Annotated in this window: 24 protein-coding genes, 4 tRNA genes and 2 pseudogenes; 18 read left to right on the top strand and 12 right to left on the bottom strand. The window is 55.4% G+C overall.

What is annotated here, in order from left to right; all coding sequences use genetic code 11:
- The first annotated feature begins 5 nt into the window (after positions 1 to 5).
- A complete protein-coding gene (locus tag ACW9HX_RS10570; protein ID WP_457380548.1) occupies positions 6 to 1028 on the top strand; it encodes an XdhC family protein in 1023 nt (340 codons plus the stop codon).
- 394 nt (positions 1029 to 1422) lie between these two features.
- On the opposite strand, the gene ACW9HX_RS10565 is transcribed toward ACW9HX_RS10570, so the two are convergent.
- Positions 1423 to 1526 (bottom strand) — tRNA-OTHER (locus tag ACW9HX_RS10565).
- Between the two features lie 217 nt (positions 1527 to 1743).
- Between ACW9HX_RS10565 and ACW9HX_RS10560 the strand changes: the two genes are divergently transcribed.
- From ACW9HX_RS10560 to ACW9HX_RS10540, 5 genes are all read left to right on the top strand, one after another.
- Positions 1744 to 1977: a hypothetical protein gene (locus ACW9HX_RS10560; protein WP_457380547.1), complete on the top strand. Its 234-nt coding sequence runs from the start codon at positions 1744 to 1746 to the stop codon at positions 1975 to 1977.
- 76 nt (positions 1978 to 2053) lie between these two features.
- Positions 2054 to 2329 carry a hypothetical protein gene (locus ACW9HX_RS10555; RefSeq protein ID WP_457380546.1) on the top strand — a complete coding sequence of 92 codons (276 nt, stop codon included), beginning with the start codon at positions 2054 to 2056 and terminating at the stop codon, positions 2327 to 2329.
- Positions 2330 to 2517: 188 nt separating this feature from the next.
- Positions 2518 to 3081, top strand: a complete 564-nt coding sequence (locus tag ACW9HX_RS10550) for a siphovirus Gp157 family protein (RefSeq protein WP_457380545.1) — start codon at positions 2518 to 2520, stop codon at positions 3079 to 3081.
- 7 nt (positions 3082 to 3088) lie between these two features.
- Complete coding sequence (locus ACW9HX_RS10545; protein ID WP_457380544.1) at positions 3089 to 3331, top strand: hypothetical protein; 243 nt, start codon at positions 3089 to 3091, stop codon at positions 3329 to 3331.
- Entirely contained in the window at positions 3328 to 3522 is a 195-nt protein-coding gene (locus ACW9HX_RS10540) for a hypothetical protein (RefSeq protein WP_457380543.1), read from the top strand. Before ACW9HX_RS10545 ends, ACW9HX_RS10540 begins: the two co-directional genes overlap by 4 nt.
- Positions 3523 to 3750: 228 nt before the next feature.
- Here the strand turns inward: ACW9HX_RS10540 and ACW9HX_RS10535 are convergent, their stop codons facing one another.
- Entirely contained in the window at positions 3751 to 4902 is a 1152-nt protein-coding gene (locus ACW9HX_RS10535) for a putative phage abortive infection protein (protein WP_457380542.1), read from the bottom strand.
- A 291-nt stretch (positions 4903 to 5193) separates the two neighbouring features.
- Here ACW9HX_RS10535 and ACW9HX_RS10530 point away from each other — a divergent pair, with 291 nt between their 5' ends.
- A complete protein-coding gene (locus tag ACW9HX_RS10530) occupies positions 5194 to 5577 on the top strand; it encodes a hypothetical protein (RefSeq protein ID WP_457380541.1) in 384 nt (127 codons plus the stop codon).
- Here the strand turns inward: ACW9HX_RS10530 and ACW9HX_RS10525 are convergent.
- Complete coding sequence (locus tag ACW9HX_RS10525; RefSeq protein ID WP_457380540.1) at positions 5574 to 5891, bottom strand: hypothetical protein; 318 nt, start codon at positions 5889 to 5891, stop codon at positions 5574 to 5576. The two genes, ACW9HX_RS10530 and ACW9HX_RS10525, sit on opposite strands and share 4 nt — an antisense overlap.
- A 72-nt stretch (positions 5892 to 5963) precedes the next feature.
- Positions 5964 to 6869, bottom strand: coding sequence for a hypothetical protein (locus tag ACW9HX_RS10520; protein ID WP_457380539.1), 906 nt, complete (start codon positions 6867 to 6869; stop codon positions 5964 to 5966).
- Between the two features lie 215 nt (positions 6870 to 7084).
- Here ACW9HX_RS10520 and ACW9HX_RS10515 point away from each other — a divergent pair, with 215 nt between their 5' ends.
- From ACW9HX_RS10515 to ACW9HX_RS10505, 3 genes and pseudogenes are all read left to right on the top strand, one after another.
- Positions 7085 to 7768, top strand: coding sequence for a hypothetical protein (locus ACW9HX_RS10515; RefSeq protein WP_457380538.1), 684 nt, complete (start codon positions 7085 to 7087; stop codon positions 7766 to 7768).
- Between the two features lie 497 nt (positions 7769 to 8265).
- Positions 8266 to 8589, top strand: a pseudogene (locus ACW9HX_RS10510) (hypothetical protein).
- 223 nt (positions 8590 to 8812) lie between these two features.
- A pseudogene (locus ACW9HX_RS10505) lies at positions 8813 to 9226 on the top strand (tyrosine-type recombinase/integrase); the annotation flags it as partial.
- 82 nt (positions 9227 to 9308) lie between these two features.
- On the opposite strand, the gene ACW9HX_RS10500 reads toward ACW9HX_RS10505, so the two are convergent.
- A tRNA-Leu gene (locus ACW9HX_RS10500) sits at positions 9309 to 9395 on the bottom strand.
- 603 nt (positions 9396 to 9998) lie between these two features.
- Between ACW9HX_RS10500 and ACW9HX_RS10495 the strand changes: the two genes are divergently transcribed.
- Positions 9999 to 10823 carry a class I SAM-dependent methyltransferase gene (locus tag ACW9HX_RS10495; RefSeq protein ID WP_457380537.1) on the top strand — a complete coding sequence of 275 codons (825 nt, stop codon included), beginning with the start codon at positions 9999 to 10001 and terminating at the stop codon, positions 10821 to 10823.
- A gap of 199 nt (positions 10824 to 11022) precedes the next feature.
- Here the strand turns inward: ACW9HX_RS10495 and ACW9HX_RS10490 are convergent.
- The 6 genes from ACW9HX_RS10490 to ACW9HX_RS10465 form a co-directional block, all read right to left on the bottom strand.
- Positions 11023 to 11096: transfer RNA gene (locus ACW9HX_RS10490), tRNA-Cys, on the bottom strand.
- Between the two features lie 47 nt (positions 11097 to 11143).
- A tRNA-Gly gene (locus ACW9HX_RS10485) sits at positions 11144 to 11219 on the bottom strand.
- 60 nt (positions 11220 to 11279) lie between these two features.
- The gene (gene pgsA, locus ACW9HX_RS10480) at positions 11280 to 11840 is read right to left on the bottom strand and encodes a CDP-diacylglycerol--glycerol-3-phosphate 3-phosphatidyltransferase (protein WP_085603312.1); all 561 of its coding nucleotides are present in this window, start codon (positions 11838 to 11840) and stop codon (positions 11280 to 11282) included.
- Between the two features lie 32 nt (positions 11841 to 11872).
- Positions 11873 to 13696 (bottom strand): excinuclease ABC subunit UvrC, encoded by a 1824-nt coding sequence (gene uvrC / locus ACW9HX_RS10475; protein ID WP_457380536.1) that lies wholly within the window; start codon positions 13694 to 13696, stop codon positions 11873 to 11875.
- A 2-nt stretch (positions 13697 to 13698) separates the two neighbouring features.
- Positions 13699 to 14340, bottom strand: a complete 642-nt coding sequence (gene gacA / locus ACW9HX_RS10470; RefSeq protein ID WP_032829778.1) for a response regulator transcription factor GacA — start codon at positions 14338 to 14340, stop codon at positions 13699 to 13701.
- 127 nt (positions 14341 to 14467) lie between these two features.
- Positions 14468 to 14932 (bottom strand): GNAT family N-acetyltransferase, encoded by a 465-nt coding sequence (locus ACW9HX_RS10465; protein WP_457380535.1) that lies wholly within the window; start codon positions 14930 to 14932, stop codon positions 14468 to 14470.
- Between the two features lie 185 nt (positions 14933 to 15117).
- On the opposite strand from ACW9HX_RS10465, the gene ACW9HX_RS10460 reads away from it, so the two are divergent.
- Positions 15118 to 15246 (top strand): hypothetical protein, encoded by a 129-nt coding sequence (locus tag ACW9HX_RS10460; RefSeq protein WP_457380534.1) that lies wholly within the window; start codon positions 15118 to 15120, stop codon positions 15244 to 15246.
- Between the two features lie 335 nt (positions 15247 to 15581).
- Positions 15582 to 16658, top strand: a complete 1077-nt coding sequence (locus tag ACW9HX_RS10455; RefSeq protein ID WP_457380533.1) for a 3-deoxy-7-phosphoheptulonate synthase — start codon at positions 15582 to 15584, stop codon at positions 16656 to 16658.
- 47 nt (positions 16659 to 16705) lie between these two features.
- Here the strand turns inward: ACW9HX_RS10455 and ACW9HX_RS10450 are convergent, their stop codons facing one another.
- The gene (locus tag ACW9HX_RS10450) at positions 16706 to 17815 is read right to left on the bottom strand and encodes a hypothetical protein (RefSeq protein WP_457380532.1); all 1110 of its coding nucleotides are present in this window, start codon (positions 17813 to 17815) and stop codon (positions 16706 to 16708) included.
- Positions 17816 to 18152: 337 nt separating this feature from the next.
- On the opposite strand from ACW9HX_RS10450, the gene ACW9HX_RS10445 reads away from it, so the two are divergent.
- The 5 genes from ACW9HX_RS10445 to ACW9HX_RS10425 all read left to right on the top strand — a co-directional run bounded on the left by ACW9HX_RS10445 (position 18153) and on the right by ACW9HX_RS10425 (position 23488).
- A complete protein-coding gene (locus ACW9HX_RS10445) occupies positions 18153 to 19022 on the top strand; it encodes an esterase/lipase family protein (protein ID WP_457380531.1) in 870 nt (289 codons plus the stop codon).
- A gap of 97 nt (positions 19023 to 19119) precedes the next feature.
- On the top strand, positions 19120 to 19401 hold the full coding sequence (locus tag ACW9HX_RS10440) for a peptidylprolyl isomerase (RefSeq protein ID WP_041478733.1): 282 nt from the start codon (positions 19120 to 19122) through the stop codon (positions 19399 to 19401).
- Between the two features lie 135 nt (positions 19402 to 19536).
- Complete coding sequence (locus ACW9HX_RS10435; protein WP_457380530.1) at positions 19537 to 21405, top strand: extracellular solute-binding protein; 1869 nt, start codon at positions 19537 to 19539, stop codon at positions 21403 to 21405.
- The gene (locus ACW9HX_RS10430; RefSeq protein WP_265814325.1) at positions 21405 to 22466 is read left to right on the top strand and encodes a microcin C ABC transporter permease YejB; all 1062 of its coding nucleotides are present in this window, start codon (positions 21405 to 21407) and stop codon (positions 22464 to 22466) included. The genes ACW9HX_RS10435 and ACW9HX_RS10430 overlap by 1 nt, the downstream gene beginning before the upstream one ends.
- Positions 22466 to 23488: an ABC transporter permease gene (locus ACW9HX_RS10425; RefSeq protein ID WP_102622254.1), complete on the top strand. Its 1023-nt coding sequence runs from the start codon at positions 22466 to 22468 to the stop codon at positions 23486 to 23488. The genes ACW9HX_RS10430 and ACW9HX_RS10425 overlap by 1 nt, the downstream gene beginning before the upstream one ends.
- Positions 23489 to 23496 lie beyond the last annotated feature (8 nt).

The following is a 23496-nucleotide window of genomic DNA, read 5'->3' as shown; positions in this document are numbered from 1 at the left end:
GATTGATGGAAAGCATCGACTTGCTGGTCCTGCGCACGGCGCGCGACTGGCTTGCCGCCGGCGAGCGTGTATTGCTCGCCACGGTGGCGCGCACCTGGGGTTCTTCGCCGCGCCCGACGGGGTCGATGATGGCCTTGCGTGATGACGGTCGCGTGGTGGGCAGCGTGTCTGGCGGCTGCATCGAGGACGACCTGATCCATTGCTACACCACGGCCCATGGCGGCAGCGCTTTTAGCCACAGTACACCGCAAGTGGTGCGCTATGGCGTCAGCGCCGATGAGGCGCATCGCTTCGGCTTGCCCTGCGGTGGCACGCTTGAGCTGATTCTTGAGTTCAACCCGGCGTGGCGGTCACTCGACGCGTTGCTGGTGCAACTGGACGCCGGGCAACTGGTTCGTCGTCGCCTGGCGTTGGAGTCCGGTCAGGTCATGCTCGAACCGACAGCGACGCCGGAACAATTCAGCTTCGATGGCGCGCAGATGCTCAACACCCTGGGGCCGGGCTATCGGATGCTGATGATCGGGGCCGGCGCGCTGGCCGAGTATCTGGCCACCATGGCGTTGTTCAACGGGTTCAAGGTGGCGGTGTGCGATCCGCGTCCCGAGTACATCGAGACCTGGGCGGTAGACGGTGTGGAGCGCATTGTCGGCATGCCGGACGACGTGGTCCGGGACTTCGCGGTGGATCTGCGCACCTGCATCGTCGCGTTGAGCCATGACCCCAAACTCGATGATCTGGCCTTGCTCGAAGCCCTCCACGGCCCGGCGTTCTACATCGGCGCCATCGGTTCGCGGCGCAACAGCCAGCTGCGCCGCGAACGCCTGATAGAGCATTTTGGTGAGACCCATGAATCACTTCAGCGTCTGCGTGGGCCGATTGGCATTTACATCGGCAGTAAAACGCCAGCGGAAATCGCCGTAAGTGTCATGGCCGAGATTCTTGCGGCAAAAAATGGTGCCAGCCTGGCAAGAGAGCTCGGCATCGCCCAAGCTAAACACTCCATTGAGTATCTGAACTCATCGTCATAAACCTATCCTTGGTTGCCAATGGTCAGCGCATATTCTTCAGCCCTCTTTGTCTTCTGCTTTTAATGAATCCTTTCAAGATTTCAGTGGATTGATGGCTGCTGTGTCCATAGGCACCGACTACAACCAACACATACGTGATGGTTATCCGTGCTGTGCACCATTTTTACTTGGAAAGTTGAACGAAGGATCGAGCTCGTTGGTGAGCTCAAGGTCGTAATCGAGCCAATCATGGCGCGAAAAGCTGCACACAAAATCAGATCGACACGTCGGGTAGCAATCGAATCCGGGCAGCCGATGACGACCAGCATGCACAGAAAAATTGTGGAAAAGTTTTTTTGATTGCGGAAAAAATAAGGGCTCGCATGAGATATCTCATGCAAGCCCTTGATATTCATGGTGCCCGAAGCCGGAATCGAACCGGCACGCCCTTACGAGCGGGGGATTTTAAGTCCTACGTCAGAATCAGGCAGGCTGCGGCTTTGAGCCTGTTTTCCGGGCCGCAATTCCAGCTGATCCACACCCATCTGGCCCAATGTTTACAGATACAAAAAAATGATTGCGGCCCGGATTTTTTTACTGAAATCGGCGCCGCTAATGCTTAGAAAACTGTGATCGATCCAATAGCATCATGCCGATTTTGCATACTCCCTCCCCGGCGTTCTGCCGACCGAAAACTTCCCCTGCTACTCTGGTTTCGTCCACGGAGGAAACCGCCATGTCCAACTCTGATCTGCTCCCTTCCCTGCTCTTCAAAATCAACGAAAACCAACTCGCCCTCGAGGCCGCCATCATGGAACTCACACTCTGGGTGGAGCAGCGCGGATCTGCCGACGTCGCTGAAAACGTTCGCGAGTCACTGGCCGCAATCGATCGGAATGAGGAGTTCATCGAGATGACCCTAGCCGTGTTGATGACGCCTGAATGGCCGCTATCGGCCCAGAGTGTGTAAAAACTCCTTCGCGAACCCTTGCTATGATTTCTGAGGATTTCATCGCAGGGATCGCCCATGAAGCGCTTTATCCAAGGTGAACATCGAGGCCAAGGCACCTTACTACGGACACACGCCTTTCATCACTCAGAACAAATTCGGAAGCATCAGCACTGACTTTGATGCTCCGAAGAAATCCCTTACCGACACGATCGGCAAGTGCCTAAGTCAGCTTGGCTTCTCCGCCGACGTTCGCCTGGGTCTGTATGACGACATTCACTACGTCAACGAACGTCTGGGTGAAGCCGAAATCGAGCGCGCCGAGGACAAGATCGAAGCGAAGGAGCGTCTGGCAGCCGAGTACCGCGAATAGCTCTCAGAAACACTTCATCTGATTGACACCGCGCAGTCGCTCAATGAGCTGGAACAGCTCTACAAGTCGGCGATGCGCAAGCTGGACTTGCGCAAAACTGATCCAGATTGCGCAGCCCACAAACTCAAATTCACCCGCGCCAAGGATGCCCGCAAGGCAGACCTTGAAGACGCTATGGAAGGTGCTGCATGACTGACCTCTACAAACTGAATGCGCAGATGGCCGAACTCGCAGCGCTTGCTGACACCGACGACGAACGGCTACGCCAGGCTATTCAAGACACCATGGACGGCATCAAGGGTGAGTTCGAAGTGAAGGCCGACAACGTCGTCATGCTGCGCCGGAACATTGAAGGTGACATCGACGCCATCGACAAGGAGGTCGACCGTCTGAACGAGCTCAAGCGCATCAAGAAAAACACTGTTGGGCAACTCAGCGATTATCTTCGTCGAAATATGGAGGCCGCAGACATCAAGTCGATCAGACGACCGCTGTTCACCATAACGCTCGCACTCTCGCCCGAGAAGGTCATCGTCGATAACGAACAAGCCGTGCCCGACGAGTTTGTCTCAGTGAAGAGTGTGATCACACCCGACAAAAAGGTGATCACAGCCCGGCTCAAGGAAATCCGCGATCACAACAACGCTGTGCGCAAGCGCATCGAAGCCGGCGAAGACGCGGAACATGAACTGATACCGGAACCGGTCTGGGCTCACCTTGAGCGCGGCGAAAGCTCGATCCGGATCAAGTGAGGACAGCATGATCAGCCTCAACCTCAACGCAGTTCGAGCAAAGCAAACTGAGTCGGATGAAATCGCCGCTGCGATGGCCGACTTCTGGGCGCGGCCCGGCAGCACCTTCAAAGAGCTGCCAGCAACCCGCATAAAGCCCAGACCTGCGCGGCGGGACTGGGTAGACCCTGAAACGGTACTCAAGCGGCGCCCGAAGCCGATATCGGCCGCTGACCGCAAGGCGCTGCGCAAAATGGCGGACTCGATATGAAGTCAAAACGCAAACCCAACAACGGTTTCGCCCGGGCTGAACGCAGCTGCCGAGCACTGCTGCGCACCAACCACGTCGCGATAGTGAACATCGACCCCAGCGGCAGCCAGATCATGGCGAACTGGAAGAGCTGCCGGCAGATCCGCAGTCTGGCGATCGCCAATGCGATCTTCGATTTCTCCTACCGATGAACGATCTACATCGCCGCCATGTGTCGAGACGACCGCGGCGCGGAGTACCTCAAGCCGGTCGAGACCTCGCTCGAGGTCGGCTGCCAAGTGGAGCGCTGGACCGATGTCGTCAAGCGCCACTATTTGTAACTGCGCGACGGAAAATCTTGGAAGGAAACCCCGGTCATCCACTCAAAAGATATCTCCGCGTTGCCTTACGAAAGAAAAGACCTAGCCACACGAAGAGTATCAACCTTTTGCGGGTGGACCAACTTTCAGACTCTCGATTATAACCCTATTGCTACCATATGCTTCATAGGTAAAAAAGTTCACATGCTCCTTATTAAGAAGCAGACCAGGATCTAAATTATCAAATAGCGCAAACCTGTAGACATAGCGCTTAAATTTCTCACCGCGCTCAGTGAGACAGTTGTAAAACATAAATACTAACTCGTAATCTGAAATGAGCGACCGAACCACCAACCCAAAGTTACTCTTATCTTTGTAGTTAGAGTTTTCGATAAAACGGAAAACGGAATAAAGACTGCGATAATAAAGACTTAAATCCGCTCTATAGATTTCGAATATTAGAGAATATGCTGCACTATGAGCTTCATCCGTACTCGACGCTGAGAATAATGCGCGAGCCATCAATAGCCGAACATGCTCATCCTCATCCTCATCCTCATCCTCATCCTTATCCTTATCCTTATCCTCATGCTCATGCTCATGCTCATGCTCATGCTCATGAACCGCATCGCTACTAGTTACGACAGCTGAGGTAAATCTTGAGCTCGAAGCTATTTCAGCGTACAAATTTACCAGACTATCAGCCCACTCTCTAAAACAATCGCGCCCACGAGAAATCACCTCGTTGGATTTTCTATTTTGTAGGTCGAACCCCCTGACTATCTCTTGCTGCTGCGCCAACATGCTGTAGAACTGAGATTCAACTTGTTGATTAGCGATTTGGGTACGCGTTTCAGACAAGTCTTTTCTTTGAAAAAGCAAAGTAATTAAAACGCCGGAAAAAGCCAGTCCAGAAAAAAGCGCGTTTAGCGTACCTAAACTATCACCAAAGACACCTTTACGAATTTTTTCCGCGAATTCTGCGAAAGGCACATTCCACAACAACATACACAAATAGCTTCCATAAATACAAAGCACGACGGATAGCACAATCGCCACCCGACAATAACTGGCCATTTTATCGTCTAGTCGGCTTGCTCTTAAAAAAAGGAATCCTCCTAGGCAAACTGTCGCGACGAGAGAGAACGCATAGACCCACCAACTGACGTCCGCGAACGAAGATATTCCTTCCTGAATGGTTACTCCCGACCGTGATACGTCGATCAAATTTTTATAATCAAGACTTTCGGTATTAAGCTCAAACCAGCCCACTTTTCCACTCCATGTTTTTCGTGTGTTTTATAGAGACCTAAATAACCCATTCAGAGTCAAATTGCCATCATCGGTAACGAGAACGGTGTTTGGCTCGTTGCATCAGTGAGCCAAAACTGAGCATTCGTCCGCCAGTTTCCGTGCCACGCCCGAATCGACCGATACGGCCTCCTCTGCAAAAGGAGCATCAACTTTTCAGTTACTCACTGAAACGAACCATTAACCGGGCGCATCCGCGCCGCCGACAGACCTGGCTGGACTTGCCGGCCAGCGGAATTGAAGAGGTAGGCCATGGCCGAAGAACAGGAACTTGCGCCGGTCGAGCCGCAGCTGACGGCGGAAGCCATCAAGCAGCGCAAGAAGCGCGAGAAGGCAGCGGCGAAGGACGCTGCATTGGGCGTCGAGAAGTTTACGGTTGAGGTGGCCGGCGTGTTCAAGCCAGACCTCAAGCGGGTCATGGCCGCCCACGGCTTCAACAACCAGCAGGAGATTTACCAGACCCTGCTGCGCAACCTGATCGCCGCCAACTTCGAAACCCAGGCCCAGATGTTGAAGTGTGTCACGACACCTTTTGTTGTTACTGAAAAGGTGTCGCGCATCATTAGGGCAGCCGGCATGAAATCGCTGGCCGACGATCCGCCAGAACCTGACGAAGAAATCGTACGACCCGGTTAAAGATCCAGGTGCGCCAATTCGTTATCGATCACTTTTTCCGCGTTCTTCATCGCGTTGGTGGCATAGCGGTAGTAAATCTGCAGGTCGTCATAGTCGAGTCCAAGCTCACGGTCTTGAATTTGCCGACTCCGAAGTAGGGCAACCTCAATAAGTCCATGCTCCAAGACGTTGTTTGCGACCTCACCACCTTCGGTTTGGCCGATCCTACGAGCAAGCTCAACAACTTGCTCGAGTTTAGTCGCTGCTGCCGCACGGCCCTGTGAATCGAGATCAGCGATCTTGTGCCACGTCTGGTCGATGATTGATTTTTTCAAAGCTCACTCCTTGTTCCGGCCCCATGCCGGGCCGAACACAAATACCCCACTTATACGAATCACGCCAGCCCGTTATCGACGCTTCATTTCTGTTCGTGCCGTGATCTCCGGAACGCTATCAGATGGAGATACGATTGTTTCGATACTCACGCTTTTGTCATTTTCGTAGAGTTTTCGAGAAAGGCTCGCAATTGATTTTCCTGTGCGCTTGCTTTCCTGAATCATTTTATAAATATCATCGCCACTGATAGTTCCAGCATCAGACATGATCATGGTAGAGAAACCAAATCCGGCGCTCTCTTCCGTTTCAGAAACAACCGTATTTTCAATAATAAGCTCAGGGTCTATTTTCATAGCGTCAGACATTCCAGCACCATGCACACCGAAGTCAAAATTAAACCCCGGCTCATTTCGAAGACGGAAAGATAGCAAATCCACATCACTAAACGGCAAGTGGTAATCGTTGAAATTAATAAATTGACGACCTTCGATTCTCATTTGAAAATGGTAGTGAGGAAAACTCGAATGGCTCCCGCCGTGCCCCGCAAGATCGTTTGCCGAACAATCAAACGTCCACTCGATATTTTTCCAGCGAATGGTTGAGCTCAGAAACTTCCCTTCTGGTGCTTCCTCTTCAAGATCATTGATGTTTGCAAGAGGCTTTTCTTGATTCGCACACCACCGTAGATAGGCAGCGATTTGCACATATCCATACTTTTCACCAATTAATTTTATATCTTTTGGTTTAAACTTTCCCATTCTCAACAGCCAGTGTAAACAAGGCTCATCCCTGCTTAATGTTTTAAAATCCTTTCCACAGAGGTAGCACTTGCCTCGCTCGTACCCATGCTTGAAGTCAGCATGCTGTGAGTGATGCTCCTGATCGATCTCCGCCTGCCATTTGCGACGTTCTTCAGCAGTCAATGAGTCGAAGTGTTTTCTTGCGTTTTCTGCAGCTCGCTCATAGTCGACTGGCATCTTCAACTCCTAAATGAGTTTTTCGGTAACTGCAACAACTTCCAACTAACTTAGCCATATCCTGCCCCTCAAAGCTCAAGCCATCAAGCACCACTGCAACTAGTTGTGCTGGACCGTTCGTCCGCAATTGATGAGCGCCACAGCCTGTCTGCATTATTCGAATTTTCAAAAGCCACCCTCCACCGCCCGGGCATGCCCCCGGCATAGGACGCCCCATGCCCACAGAAAACAAACCGGCCGAGCCGCTGCAGGTTGAGCGCTCGACCGTCACGAAGCTGGTGATCACCGGCGCGCCGAACCTGGACCCTATCACCGTGTTCCTCGAGGACTTCGGTCGTCGAAACTGCCCAACTGAATCCGATCCGAACCACCAGACCGCCCAGGGCAAGATAACGATCAACTGCTGGGACAGAAGCTGGAACGCCTACTGGGGCGGCATGGGGCCTCGCACGGTGGCCGAGTTCGTGGCGGATTGTGATTGGCACTACATTCTGAACTGCCTGGATCGCGGGATCAGCAGCACACGGTTCAGCGGGAACGCGCTTCACGCATTTGCGAAAAAGTGCATTGTCCAGCGCCGCCGGCAACAGACCGGCCGTGACGACTGGGAGCTGGATGACCTGAGCAAGGGCGAAGCTCGCGAGCTTTGGCACGACATCGAGGTTCTGCGTAGCGTCGAGTCGCCAAACGAATGCTGGCATCACAGCAAGCTGTTGACCGAGCTTTTCGGTGATGAATGGCACTACCCCGTCGGCGACAAGGCCATCGAGGAAAACCACGAATTCATGTACCTACAGCGCGTTGTCGAGGCCGTTCAGGAAGCGCTGCGGCAGGAACAGCAGCATTTGGCTGCATCAATCATTTCTGATCGGAAGATCTGCCAATCTCCTCGCGAGTAGGCATGGTCCAGTCCGAGGCGCGTCTTTCATAAATTGAGTCGGGCTCATGCGCTTCGTAACAGAACATCAGTAAGTAAAGGCCCAGCGCCACTGCAGCCAATACCGCCCTACCTACAGGGCTCGCATCTTTCGGTAGACCACCGGGACCAATAGCTACCCATCCGCCTCGTAGGTAAGCGAAGACGGCCTGTGTAAACCACGCTTGCGCCGCAATACATGTCCAAAACTGACTCCACTCCCCCGTAAAACGCCAAAAAGCGCTCACAATGGACGCGATGACCATAACACTCAGGATCAAGTAACGAAAACGCTTGAGAGCACTCAGAGCGCGGTTTTCTTGCTCCATATTTATCCTTTGTTCGCCTTAACAAAAATTATCTGACTGGAGCGTCGATACCTCAAGTATCGGCCGATGCGCACTCGGCATAAATTCAAAACACCCGCAACTCCCTTCCCCTTCAAAGTCAGCCGCTATAGCGGCAAGGACGAGCTCGCCCATGGAAACGATAAAACTGATTCAGCCGGCGCCGGTTGTGCGCGATGAAAACGGGATGTACCAGCACCCATAAATGCCCGACTTCGACGAGGGTGACGGCGACAAATGTAAGGCCTGGATCGCCGAGCAAGGCCTTCAAGTTAGCATGGTCAGCCTGGAGTTCGCGGAACCAGCAATTGCCGACCGCTACTTCGAATCCCACGATCCGAATTGCAGCTTCTGGGACCCGGCACGCCCTGACGGGAAAGACTGGTTCTGCCTCGCCATACACGACACTGACGACGGCCCAGTCTGCTGGTGGGCACGCCGGGAGGTGACGCCATGATCTTCGCCCCGCTCTACATGGCCTACCTCATCTACAAGGGGCCGTGGCGATGAATAACAGGATCGTCTGCCAATTCAGCTGCGGTGCTGCTTCGGCAGTGGCTACCAAGCTCGCACTAGCCCAGTACGGCGCAACACACGACGTGCAAATCATCAATGCATTTTGGCCAACGAACACGAAGACAACCGGCGCTTCCTGATGGACTGTCAGGAGTGGTTTGGGCACCCGAATGATGGACGAACGGGACGTCCGGGATGGCCAGATCTGGGTTGTGCAGGGGAAAACGAAAGCCAAACGGCGAATCGAGGTCATTGGCGAGCTGAAGGTTTTGATTGATCGAATCATGGCCCGGAAAGCTGGGCACAAAGTCCGCTCGACGCGGCTGATCGTGACAGAGGATGGCACTCCGATGACGGAGGCGATGTTGCGGAGGAGGTTTGATATGGCCCGAGAGGCCGCTGGAGTTGAAAAGGCCGAGTTCCAAATGCGCGATCTGCGCGCCAAGGCCGGCACCGACAAGGCGGAATCGAGTGGCGATATCATGCAGGCCAAGGATCAACTTGGGCATACCACCGTCGTGATGACCGAGCAGTACATTCGAAATCGCAAAGGCAAAAGAGTCATGCCTACGAAGTGAATTGCGGACCACTGTCAAAATTGCGGCCCGGAAACAAACAAGGGCTTGCATCAGCTTTCGCTCGCAAACCCTTGATTTTAGATGGTGCCCGAAGCCGGAATCGAACCGGCACGCCCTTACGAGCGGGGGATTTTAAGTCCCATGCGTCTACCAGTTTCGCCATTCGGGCGGTAGCGCGGTGTTGCGTTGCTTTGCTGCCAGCGCCCAATCCTGACAAATTGGTGCCCCGTTCAGCAGAGGGGGAAATATATACATCACTCCCCCGCGAAGCAAGTTGGCAAAGACTGATTCCAGGACGAAATCTTTCACTGCGATGCCAAAAAATAAATCCATAAATCATGGATCTATGACGCTTGCTTATAGTGGGCTCTCAGGTTTGCGTCTATCCGTCGCAAACTCAAATTTCAATCCTTCTATAAATCCAAGACTTTCAATAGGTTAGCACTATTTCTTTTGTGCAAGCTACTGATTTTTATAGACCTGTCAGCCAAGCGACTTTGATGACGACCGTCATTGGCCAATGGCAGCCGGAAGCTCGAGCTCGCACTCAAGAGGCCTCTGCCAGCACGCCCCAGCGACTACACCCCTGCCCTCCGCCGCCGATCGTTTTTTCCAGAAGCAAAAAACCGGTTTTTTAGCGAGTGTTTGGTAGTATCCGCGCCAGCCCATGCGAGGTGACAGGTATCGCAATGCCTTTTAAGAACAAGGCGTAAACGGCTCCAATAGAAAAAATACAATTTCATCTCAATAGGCTTTGACACGGAGAGAAAGCATGAATTTTGAAGATGAGAGCATGACTACGTTCACCTGCAATATTTGCGACTCCAGCAACACTATCGAAATCTCCAGACTGACCCGCGAAGAAGCTTCCTGCAGCAGCTGCGGGTCCACCGTGAGAATGCGCTCGATCGTACAAGTCCTGACGACCGAGCTTTTTGGCAACAGCCTTGCAATATCCGAAATATCTCCGCCGCGCCCTGACATTTGTGGTATCGGCATGAGCTGCTGGGATGGCTACGTCAGTCGCCTCGCACATCGCATTGCCTACAAAAATACCTACTACCACCAGGAACCGAGGGTCGACATCACCAACATCGACCCGGCCATGGCTGGGACACTCGACTTTATCGTCTCGAGTGACGTTTTCGAGCACGTTGCATCTCCCGTAAGTCGGGCCTTTGAAAATGCCCGACGCCTCCTCAAGCCAGGTGGCGTCTTTGTATTCACCGTCCCGTACTTCCACCCCGGTGAACGCGGCGTAATCACGACCGAGAACTTTCCAGACCTGCACGAATGGACCATCACCGAAAATGAAAACGGTCCGCACTTGAGGAACGTCAAGGAGAACGGCGACATCCAGTACTTTCACGACCTCGTCTATCACGGCGGTCCAGGCACAACCATTGAGATGAGAAGATTCTCTGAGTGGTCGGTCATTGAAGAGCTGAAGAAGGCTGGCTTTGACGAAATAAAGGTCTATCTCGACCCTGAGACAAAGCACGGCATTTACTGGCCGCTGGGGCACTCCGCGCCTATCGCTGCCAGAGTCAGCAAAGACAAGCAGCAAAGCGTCAAGAAAAAGTGGTTTTTCAGATAAGTGCATGATCAGGCAAAAATGAAAACCTGCCGACTCTGACCGCTGAATTTTAAGGCGTTGATGCTTTTTCTTAGAGCGTCAACGCACGGGCCATGGACAGGCCCTTAGATATGCTTGCCCTGCGATTAAAGAGGCATTCCCACTTTCTCGCAGGCAAGAAAAAACCCCGTAGATCATTGATCTACGGGGTTTTTAAGAGTGGAGGCCGAGGTCGGAATCGAACCGGCGTAGGCGGATTTGCAATCCGCTGCATAACCATTTTGCTACTCGGCCTCAAAACATTTGTTGTCAGTAGCTCAACAACAGATGCTGTACAAACTTGGAGCGGGAAACGAGACTCGAACTCGCGACCCCGACCTTGGCAAGGTCGTGCTCTACCAACTGAGCTATTCCCGCTTGGTGTGGCGCATTCTATAGAATTCAGAAGCGCCGTCAACCCTTTGATTCAAAAAAGTTTTATTTCTTTTCAACATCGGTCTTCAGATGCGGCCAGGCAGCCCGAAGGTATTGAACCATCGACCACAAGGTCAGGCCTGCAGACACCATCAGCAACGCATAGCCGATGAAAACCCAGAAGCTGAAGACCTTGGGGTTGGCCAGGAGAATCACCAGTGCAAGCATTTGCGCAGCGGTTTTCCATTTGCCCAGATTTGATACAGCCACATGCGCTCGAGCGCCGAGTTCGGCCATCCACTCACGCAACGCCGAAACGACGATCTCGCGACCGATGATAACGGCCGCCGGCAGCGTGAGCCAAAGATTGCCATGCTCCTGTACCAGCAACACCAGCGCAACAGCAACCATCAGTTTGTCAGCGACAGGATCCAGAAACGCTCCAAACGGAGTGCTTTGCTCCAGGCGTCGCGCCAGATAGCCATCAAGCCAATCCGTCGCTGCCGCGAAGGCAAAGACCGAACTTGAGGCCAGATAACTCCACTGGTAAGGCAGATAGAACAGCAAAATGAAGATCGGGATGAGCAGGACACGGAGAACGGTAATCAGATTAGGGATATTCATCGGCACAACTGGCTACGAGGTGAATGGGCATTCTACTCACTATGCAGGTTTGCATAAATCGACTCTGCTAGCTTTTTACTGATCCCCGGCGCTTTGGCGATCTCTTCGATGCTTGCACGAGACAGCTCCTGCAATCCACCAAAATGTTTCAGCAAGTCCCGGCGACGGGTCGGACCTACGCCCGCCACGCCTTCCAGCGTTGACGTACGACGGGTTTTGCCGCGGCGCGCTCGGTGTCCGGTGATTGCAAAGCGGTGAGCTTCGTCACGAATCTGCTGAATCAGGTGCAACGCCGGAGAGTCGCCGCGCAATGTGAATTCGTGCGCGGCATCATTCAGATACAAAGTCTCGAACCCTGCCTTGCGCGTCGCACCTTTTGCCACGCCCAGCAGGATCAAATCCGGTACAGCCAGTTCGTTGAGCACATCACGCGCCATCGACAACTGGCCTTTGCCGCCGTCCACCAACAGGATGTCCGGCAACTTGCCCTCCCCGTCCTTCAGCTTGCTGAAACGCCGGGTCAAGGCCTGGTGCATGGCGGCATAGTCATCACCTGCCGTCACGCCTTCGATGTTGTATCGACGGTAATCAGATTTGATCGCCCCTTCGGGCCCGAACACCACGCAGGAAGCGACGGTCGCCTCGCCGCTGGAATGGCTGATGTCGTAGCACTCCAGGCGCTGTGGCGGCTCGTCCAGCTTCAGCACTTCGGCCAATGCCTCAAAACGGGCCGCAACGTGCTGACGGTTGGCCAACCTTGCGCCCAGCGCCTGTTCGGCGTTGGTCACGGCCAATTGCTGCCAACGCGCCCTCGTACCGCGAACCCGATGACTGATGGACAGTTCTCGGCCGCGTAACTCCTGGATCGCTTCGATCAGCGTGGGGAAATCTTCATGAACCACGTTAACGATCAATTCGCTTGGCAAGTCCCGCTCAGGGCTGCTGATGAAATACTGGCCAAGAAACGCAGCCATGACTTCGGCCACGTCTTCCTCGATCCCGACCTGCGGGAAGAAGTTCTTGCTACCCAGAACCCGCCCTCCCCGCACACTGATCAAATGCACGCAGGCACCACCCGGGTTGACGAAGGCAGCGATCACATCAATGTCGCCGGTCCCGCCTTCCATGCTCTGCTGATCCTGGACCCGACGCAGCAATGCAATCTGGTCGCGCAACTCGGCGGCGCGTTCGAACTCAAGATTGATTGCAGCCTCTTCCATCGCGGCGGACAGTTCGTTGGTCAGCGCATGGCTACGGCCCTCGAGGAACATTACCGAGTGCCGCACGTCTTCGGCGTACACCTCAGGCTCGACCAGCCCGACACAGGGAGCTTTGCAGCGCTTGATCTGGTACTGCAGACACGGACGCGTCCGGTTTTTGTAGTAGCTGTCTTCGCACTGACGCACGAAGAATGCCTTTTGCAGAAGACTGAGGCTTTCGCGGATTGCCCCGGCACTCGGGTAAGGCCCAAAGTACTTGCCTTTGGCCTTCTTGGCACCACGATGAATGCTCAGACGAGGGAACTGTCCGTCAGACAGAAACACATAAGGATAAGACTTGTCGTCGCGCAACAGGATGTTGTACGGCGGCCTCCACTCCTTGATCAGCGTTTGCTCAAGCAGCAGGGCTTCCGTTTCGTTGGCGGTAATGGTCGTTTCGACCTGGGCGATTCGCCCAACCAGAGCAGCGGTTTTGGGTGCCAGTCCGGTTTTTCGAAAGTAACTGGCCAGGCGCTTCTTCAGATTCTTGGCCTTGCCGACGTACAACAGCCGCGCATCGCTGTCGAACATGCGGTAAACGCCGGGGCGCCCGCTGACAGTCGAGAGGAAGGCGCTGGAATCGAATGTTTCAGTCATGATCAGAGGCTGGCATCGACCATGCCGTGTCGAACTGCCAGAAGCGTCAGCTCGACATCACTGCTGATCGAAAGCTTCTCGAAAATGCGGTAACGGTAGGTGTTTACGGTTTTTGGCGACAAGCACAATTTGTCGGAAATGATCTGCACCTTCTGGCATCCGACAATCATCAAGGCAATCTGGATTTCCCGCTCGGACAAGGCGTCGAACGGAGAATCATTGGTTGGCTGGAAGGACTTGATCGCCAGTTGCTGGGCAATTTGCGGACTGATGTAACGCTGACCGGCAAAGACCAGGCGGATGGCCTGTACCATTTCCGGCAATCCGGCGCCCTTGGTCAGGTAACCCGCGGCACCGGCCTGCAGCAACCTTGTAGGAAACGGATCTTCTTCGCATACGGTGACCGCAACCACCTTGATGTCCGGATGGCTGCGCAACAGTTTGCGCGTTGCTTCCAGGCCGCCGATGCCAGGCATCTTGACGTCCATCAGCACCACATCGGGCTTCAATTCACGGGCCTTGATAAGGGATTCTTCCCCGGACTCGGCCTGGCCAACCACTTGCAAGCCATCGATATCGGCCAGCATTCGTGTAATGCCCGTACGAACGAGATCATGGTCATCGACCACTAGCACCCTAATCAAGCAGACACCTCGCGATTTGGTCTTATTGGGATGCCGGACACCTTAGCAAAAAGTGCCAGACAGACCTAGCGGCAAGCAACATATAAAAAGTTTCAATTCATCATTCAGGGCTTGCCGGCCGTGCGTTTCAGAGCACACGTGTACTGAATTCAAGATGCATCCTCAGGAAACACTCGTCCTCACCCTGCACAACCATTCCTTTTCTGCGATACAGGACTTGCGCCGGATTATTCTTGAATACAGTCAAACGCAATGCCGGGCGACGCTCAAGGTGCGCCATTGCAACAACCTGATCGATCGCCCAGGATCCTGCACCTTGTCCCTGAAATCCCTCGCAGACCTGTAACTCGCGAATGTACAACGCGCGGACATCACGACTGAGACTGAAATAGCCTACAGGCCTGCCATCACATTCAATCATCCAGTTTTCGCGCCCGGCCCAGGCTATATCGAAAGCTTCGTCCTGCCACAGCAGATCGTAGCTGATGTAATAGCGCAGCATGTTCCGACAGGTGATTTCTCGCGTAAACGACAGGTCGTCAGGCATTGCCCGTCGCAAATGAAACCTTTTTTGCACATCCATAACCTTCATGACTCTCCTTACCTCTGATGCCAGCGTCGTCGTGACTCAACCTTGATCCGCTGAAAACGGCAGAGTGTGTCATAGCTTGTCGAAGGCTCAACCGATAGAGGACGTCCTGTGCCTGCAATAGCATTTTCTGATTGCTGACGCACATCTGGCTCTAGTAAGCTCGGCGCACACATCGGAGACAAATCATGTTCAACGCCCTTGCACAGCTTCTTGCCACCAGCGCCCAGCGCTTGGTTGCGGCTGCGCGCGTGAACGACATTTGCGCTCCAGCCAGCTTTTATTTTGGGTATTGGTTTAGCCACTGGCGCGCCTGATACCCACACGGCGCCCACTTTAGACGGGTCGCCTACCAGAGAATTCTCAACCCCCGGTCGGCCTCCCGACCGGGGGTTTTGTTTTTTCAGGCCCTGAACTTTCAGCGACACACCAGACATTTGAGGAATCACGACATGAACTACACCACTTATTACCGTTACGACAGCTCTACCGCCTGGCGATTTAGCAGCCTCCGCTCGGGACAGCCTGCCGCCTCCGATCGGTCACCCACAGGTGGCAAGCCAACACATGTAGCCAATACGGCCAACTGTCGAACACCCCAATAGGGCCGAGTCGGCGGGAAAGACCCGCGACCAGCCCAGGAAGATCCAATATGAACTCGTCCGTCTCTGCTCTGCCACTGTCCACCCTGAACCCGGCCAACGAAGCATTGACCCTGCGTCTGCCCAGTTCGCTGCAACTCAAGCAGCAATTGCCCCTGAGCAATGCCTTGAACCAGCAGGTTGCCAGCCACCGCCAGGCCATCCGCGCCATTCTCAACGGCGAAGACCACCGTTTGCTGGTCGTCGTCGGCCCTTGCTCCATTCACGATCCCGAATCAGCGCTCGAATACGCCGAAAAACTTGCCCGACTGGCCAACGACGTCAGTCAGGAAATGCTGCTCGTGATGCGTGCTTACGTCGAAAAACCCCGCACTACCGTCGGTTGGAAGGGTCTGGCCTACGATCCGCACCTGGACGGCAGCGATGACATGGCCGCGGGCCTGACATTGTCACGCGAACTGATGCTGGAAATGATCCGCCTCGGCCTGCCTGTTGCCACCGAGCTGCTGCAACCCATGGCCGCCGGTTACTTCGATGACCTGCTCAGTTGGGTTGCCATCGGCGCGCGAACAACTGAATCACAGATTCATCGCGAGATGGCCAGCGGACTGTGCATGCCGGTCGGTTTCAAGAACGGCACCGATGGGGGCGTATCAATCGCCGTCGACGCGATGCGCTCAGCGGCTCATCCACATCGCCATTTCGGTATAGACAGCCAGGGCCATCCGGCAATCATCCCGACTTCGGGTAACCCGGACACGCATCTGGTCCTGCGCGGCGGCCATCAAGGACCGAACTACGATCGCGCCAGTGTTTCCCGAATCCATACAGAACTGAGCCGCCTGAAGATCCCGAGCCGAATCATGGTCGATTGCAGTCACGCCAACAGCGGCAAGGACCCTCTGCGCCAGCCCGAGGTTTTCAACGATGTGCTGGAACAACGTCTCCAAGGAGACCGCTCGCTGGTCGGCATGATGATCGAGTCGCACCTGTTCGAAGGCTGCCAGCCCCTGAGCGAATCGTTGCGTTACGGTGTTTCCGTGACCGACGGTTGCCTGGGCTTCAGCGCCACGGAACACCTGCTGCTCGATGCAGCCGACCGCCTTCGGAAAGAACCCTCACTCTGATTGCAAAACCAGCCTTCCGTTGCGAGTACGCACGGAAGGCTGCTTGATCATTCCTGTACGCGCAACAAGACCACATCGGAGACCTGGCTGACATCATCCAGTCGCTCGACTGAATAAGACACACGTACGACCGTATTGATGTGTTCACGCCAGAATCGATGGGGAACGACAAAGACCAGCGGCTCAGTTTCCATCCCGATACTGATTTCCCGATCATCTCGATGAAAGAAGAACTCTCCATCGCACTTGAGATAGACCAGTTCTCCAACTTCCAGCTGCGCGTTGCTGATCATTACACTGACGCCATCAATGGAGTCGTTTACGTCGAGCACATCGCCTTCCGCCTCCAGCACTTGTGGCGCGACCAATTCATCTCGCACCAGCGAAGCAATGCTGACTCGCGCCACCCCTGAATCACGAATCGCACCGCTTTTCTGTTCTATGCAATATTGAACCACCACCTCTGCGCCCAAGTGCGGGGCAATGAATTGTGGGTCGACACCAAATACCAGCGGTTCTCCAACAGCAAAGGATTCGACGATCAGGCGGTCCCGAAAGGAAGCGTGCTCAGCAGGACCTTGCCAAATCAGCTCCACCCGGTCACCCGCCGTCATTCCGGCGTAAGGCTGCACGGTGACCGTGGTTCCATCGAGGACGCGTGCAGGTTCAAGACTCCCTCCCACAGCGTCGTCAATGATGGCCGGCAGCAGACTGTATCGAACATCGCCGACATCGAGTCGCGTCCGAGCGGAGGTCACCGGCATCCGCCTTGTAACGCTGGTCAATGTCCAGAAGACCTCCAGCGAACCGCCATCCAAAGCAGCGATGTGAGGATTTCTGACGACGAATACGATCTCCCTCCCCAACTGGGCGTCACTGACGAATCGAAAGATTTCCTTTCGGTAAGGCACACCCTCGATATCAAGACCGTGCCAGCTCAGTACCACCCTGTCGCCGCAGGCCATATCGGCATAAGGCGCAATCCGGACGACGACCTTGTTCCGCGAGGGGTCGAGAACCGCATCCTCCACAGTGTCGAGGGTGACAACCGGCAGTGAGCCATCCGATTCATGGCGGCAGGAAAGCCCGGGTGATTCGAACATTGTCGCGACCAAAACGTTGCCCTGCGTCGCCTCTTGCACGTTCTGCGTATTCATTCGTAGCTCCACTCCCTGGAAATACCCTGCAGCCGGTTGGCTGCGTCGAAGAACCTCCATTCAAGCCGCTTCATCAAAAAAATGATGTCGTCCGTTCGCTCCATAAACCGCGGGCAACCGCATCACAGAAAGTAGGCAACGACAGAAAAAATACGTTGGACGATGCAATAGATGTCCAAATATTCCGATCCGGATTTCAAACAATAGTGAAGTTTCCTGCACGTACTGATCCAGTTTCCAGCGCTGAATCGAGACTCTTCATACATCGCGAGCTCAACGACTGTTTTAGAGTGGCACCGTTCAAATATCGATGAACATCTGCGATCAAGGATGAAAAATGCAACGAAATACCTCAACTCTTTATCCCATCCTGTTGGTGCACGGTCTGTTCGGATTCGAGCGCATCGGCCCTTTTGAGCTGTTCCACGATGTCAAACAGGCACTGAAGGTCGCCGGCGTACAAGTGTTCGTGCCGCACCTGTCAGCCATTCATGACAATGAAGCACGAGGCAAACAACTGCTCGGGCAGATTGATTCTGTGCTCAGAGGCACAGGTGCGACCAAAGTCAACCTGATCGGCCATAGCCAGGGCGCACTGGCGGCTCGCTATGCAGCAGCGGTTGCCCCACAAAGTGTCGCCTCCGTGACCTCGGTCAGTGGACCGAACCATGGCTCGGAGCTCGCAGACTTCTTGCGCAAGGCACTGATTCCCGGACGGCTACCGGAGAGCGTCGCGCAGAACGTGGTCACACTGTTTTCCGACTTTCTATGCTTGCTCAGCGGAACCACCACCCTTCCGCGAAATGCCATAGCCGCGCTGAATGCCCTGACGACCGCAGGAGTCGGAGATTTCAATGACAAATATCCGCAAGCCCTGCCAAAGAGCTGGGGTGCACAGGGAGCCGAACAGGTAAACGGTGTCCGCTACTACTCCTGGAGCGGTGTTGTGCCGGAAATGAATTCGCAGACATTCGACCCGATACAGGGGATCTGCCGGGCGCTGTCGCAATACTTCATTACAGAGCCTGAACAGAACGACGGTTTTGTCGGTCGCTACAGTTCCCATCTGGGCACCGTGATCCGGTCCGACTACCCATTTGATCACTTGCGCAGCTTGCGCCGGGCTGGCGGAGAGCGCGGCGGTTCGGCCGATTCGATCCAGTTGTACGTCGAGCACGCCTTGCGCCTGCAGGCCGCTAATCTCTGAGAGCCGCCATCAGGCAACCGAACGGAACTTTGCCGAGAAATCGGCCACTGAATCCGGTAGGCTCCACCCTTTACTGATTTGATTGGAGATTTTTCCCATGGCTAAAGCCACTGCCCGCCACATCCTGGTTTCCAGCGAAGACAAGTGCAACGAACTCAAGGCCCAGATTGAAGCCGGCGCCGATTTCGCTGAAGTCGCCAAGGCCAATTCCACCTGCCCGTCCAGCCGTCAGGGCGGTGATCTGGGCTCGTTCGGCCCGGGCCAGATGGTCAAGGAATTCGATACCGTGGTGTTCAGCGCACCGATCAACGTCGTGCAAGGCCCGGTCAAGACTCAGTTCGGTTATCACCTGCTGGAAGTCACCAGCCGTCAGGACTGATCCTTCGTCCGCTGCGCTGTGTAACGGCCCGCCAGATGGCGGGCCGTTGTGTTTTGGTTACACCACGCGGCTGGCGAACAGCGCTGCGCTCGCGTACAAATTGCGCTTATCGATTACCCGGCTCTAAGGCTGACAATGCGACTGGCTTTCTCCACTTTGATGTTCACTGCCGTGGCTCTGCTGATGGGCGCGGCGGGTGTGAGCGCTGCACCGCAGCATGCATTGACCGTTTACGGCGAACCGGCAAAGTATCCGGCCAATTTCAGTCACTTCGACTACACCAACCCGCAGGCTCCCAAGGGCGGAACGATGCGCCGTTCGGCGATCGAAATCGGTCACTTCGACCATGTCTTGCCCTACATCGACAAGGGCATCGGCGTCACCCAGATCGACGGCCTGCTTTACTCCCCGCTGGCCCAGCGCTCGATGGACGAGCCCTACACTGTCTACGGATTGGTGGCACAGAAGATGGAGCGGTCCGAGGACGGTTTGTCCCTGCGCTTCTTCATCAATCCCAAGGCACGCTTCGCCGACGGCAAACCGATCACCGCCGAAGACGTGCGCTACACCTACGATTTGCTGATGACCCAGGGCAGCCTGCGTTATCGCACCCAGTTTGCGGACGTCAAAGGCGTCGAAGTAGAAGCGCCCCTGACCGTACGCTTCGATTTTAAAAGCAATGAAAACCGCACCCTGCCGCTGGACATCGCAACCCTGCCGGTGTTTCCCGAGCATTGGTGGAAGACCCGGGACTTCGCCGGCGGTGGCGGCTACGAGCCTCCGCTGGGCAGCGGTCCTTACCGGGTCGGCAAGGTCGACTCCGGGCGCAGCATCACTTTTGAACGCAATCCCGACTGGTGGGGCAAGGACTTGCCGGTCAGCCGCGGGCTCTACAACTTCGATCATTTCAGCATCGAGTACTTCGGCGACACCGATGTTGCCCGCCAGGTGCTGCGAGGCGGCGCATACGACTACAACCGCGAATTTTCCGCTACAGGCTACTCGATAGGCTACGACAGCCCGGCCCTGAGCGACGGACGCCTGCAAAAAGCTCACCTGGCAACCGAAGCGCCGCAATCGGCCCAGGGCTTCGTGTTCAACCTGCAAAAACCGATGTTCCAGGATCGACGTGTGCGCCAGGCACTGGCCATGCTCTGGGACTTCGAATGGAGCAACCGGCAGATGATGCGCAACATGTACATCCGCCAACAGAGTTACTTTTCCAACAGCGCCCTCGCCGCCCGTGAACTGCCGGACGCTGCCGAACTGAAAATCCTTGAACCTCTGCGCGGACAAATTCCCGACGAGGTATTCACGAAGGTCTTCGAGGCGCCGAAAACCGACGGCAGTGGCCTGATCCGTGACAAGCAACTTCAGGCACTTGAGCTGCTTGAGCAGGCGGGCTGGAAACCGGACGGCGACCAATTGGTCAACGCTCAGGGCGAGCCGTTGAGCTTCACCTTCCTCGTCAGCCAGAACGGCATGGACCGATTACTGCTGCCCTACAAACGCACCTTGAAACAGATCGGCATCAACCTCGACATCCGCCGCATCGATTCCTCGCAATACGTCAATCGCTTGATGAGCCGCGACTACGACATGATTGTCACGGGTTACCCGGTCACCACCTCGCCAGGTGGCGAACTGCTCAATTACTTCGGGTCCGCTTCGGCCAACGATCCCGGCGCCAACAACTACATGGTGCTGAAGAACCCGGCGGTCGATACCTTGATCAACGGCCTGATCCGCGCCTCGACCCAGGCGGACATGCTGCATTACGCCCACGCGCTGGACCGGGTGCTGCAATGGAACTACTACTGGATTCCCAACTATTACCCGCCGGGCACATCGACCGTGTGGTGGAACCGCTTCGGTATCCCTACCGTGCAAGCGAGCAATGACGAAGCGATCGAGAGCTGGTGGGAAATCAGCAGTACGCCGCTGACCAACCAGCAGATGACGGCCGAGAAAATCAGTCGTGGCAGACCCGGAGGGCCGCATTGATGTGGGCTTACATACTGCGACGCCTGCTGCTGATCATTCCGACGCTGGTGATCATTCTGCTGGTCAACTTCGTGATCATCCAGGCTGCCCCGGGCGGCCCGGTCGAACAGGCCATCGCCCATCTGCAAGGCATCGGTGGCGCCAGTGTTGGCGGCGGTGCCAGCGAGACCATGAGCGGCACCTCCCGTGCCAGCCGAGGTCTTGATCCGCAACTGATCAAGGACATCGAAAAGCAGTACGGTTTCGACAAACCGGCCCATGAACGCCTTTGGCTGATGCTCAAGAACTACGCGCAGCTGGATTTCGGCAAGAGCTTCTTCCGCGGCGCCACGGTTACCGACCTGATTCTGCAGAAAATGCCGGTGACCATTTCCCTCGGGCTGTGGGCGACACTGATCACCTATCTGGTGTCGATCCCGCTGGGCATTCGCAAAGCCGTGCATCACGGCAGCCATTTCGATATCTGGAGCAGTACGGCAATCATCATCGGTTACGCGATGCCGGCGTTTCTGTTCGCGATGTTCCTGATCGTTGTGTTTGCCGGCGGTACATCGCTGAACTGGTTTCCCGTGCGCGGGCTTGTCTCGGACAACTTCGAATCGCTGTCGACGCTGGGCAAGATTGCCGACTACTTCTGGCACCTTGTTCTGCCGGTCACTGCACTGGTGATCGGCGGCTTTGCAACCCTGACCATCCTCACCAAGAACTCGTTCCTCAATGAAATCACCCGTCAGTACGTCGTTACCGCTCGCGCCAAGGGGTTGAGCGAGCGCAGGGTCCTGTATGGCCACGTTTTTCGCAACGCGATGTTGCTGGTGGTCTCGGGTATTCCCCAGGCCTTCATCAGCGTGTTCTTCGCCGGCTCGTTGCTGATCGAGGTGATCTTCTCTCTCGACGGCCTCGGGCGCATGAGCTACGAAGCGGCCGTGTCCCGCGATTATCCGGTGGTGTTTGGCTCATTGTTCATCTTCACCCTGTTCGGCCTCCTGATAAAACTGATCGGCGACCTGTGCTACACGCTGGTCGATCCGCGCATCGACTTCGCCGCGAGGAACGCCTGATGTTCAAGCTCTCGCCTCTGGGCCGTCGCCGTTTCGAACGTTTCAAGAAAAACCGTCGGGGCTGGTGGTCATTGTGGTTGTTCATTGGTCTGTTCGTGATCAGCCTCGGTGGCGAACTGATCGCCAACGACAAACCGCTGGTCGTCAGTTATCAAGGCCAGTGGTATTTCCCGGTGTTCAAGCGCCACACCGAACAGGAGTTCGGCGGACAACTGCCCTTCCAGGCCGATTACCGCAGCGACTATGTCCAGAACCTGATCCGCAAGGACGGTGGCTGGCTGCTGTTTCCGCCGATCCCGTTCAGCGACGACACACCGAACTACGACCTCAACAAACCGGCTCCGAGCCCACCGACTTCAGTCAACTGGCTGGGCACCGACGATCAGGCACGGGACGTGCTGGCACGGGTGATTTTCGGCGCGCGGGTGTCGATCCTGTTCGCGCTGATGCTGACTTTTGTCAGCGCCTTGATCGGCATCGCGGCCGGCGCCCTGCAAGGCTACTACGGCGGCTGGATCGACTTGCTCGGTCAGCGCCTGCTCGAAGTCTGGTCGGGGCTGCCGGTGCTGTACCTGCTGATCATTCTGTCGGGGTTTGTCGAGCCGAACTTCTGGTGGCTGCTGGGGATCATGGCGCTGTTTTCCTGGCTCGCGCTGGTAGACGTGGTGCGTGCCGAATTCCTGCGCGGGCGCAACCTCGAATACGTCAAGGCTGCACGGGCGCTGGGACTGACCGACCGCAAGGTGATCTTCCGGCACATCCTGCCCAATGCGATGAATGCCACGTTGAGTTACCTGCCGTTCATTCTGACCGGGGCGATTTCCACCCTGACTGCGCTGGACTTCCTGGGTTTCGGCATGCCCGCCGGCAGTGCGTCGCTGGGCGAGTTGATCGGCCAGGGCAAACAGAACCTGCAAGCACCGTGGCTGGGACTGACGGCGTTTTTCACCCTCGCGTTGATTCTGTCCTTGTTGGTATTCATCGGCGAAGCATTGCGCGACGCCTTTGACCCACGCTCATGAACGGATCC

Source organism: Pseudomonas sp. SDO52101_S400 (assembly GCF_054071635.1).
The sequence above is the reverse complement of the archived record's forward strand: the minus strand, read 5'-3'. Positions and strand labels throughout refer to the sequence as shown.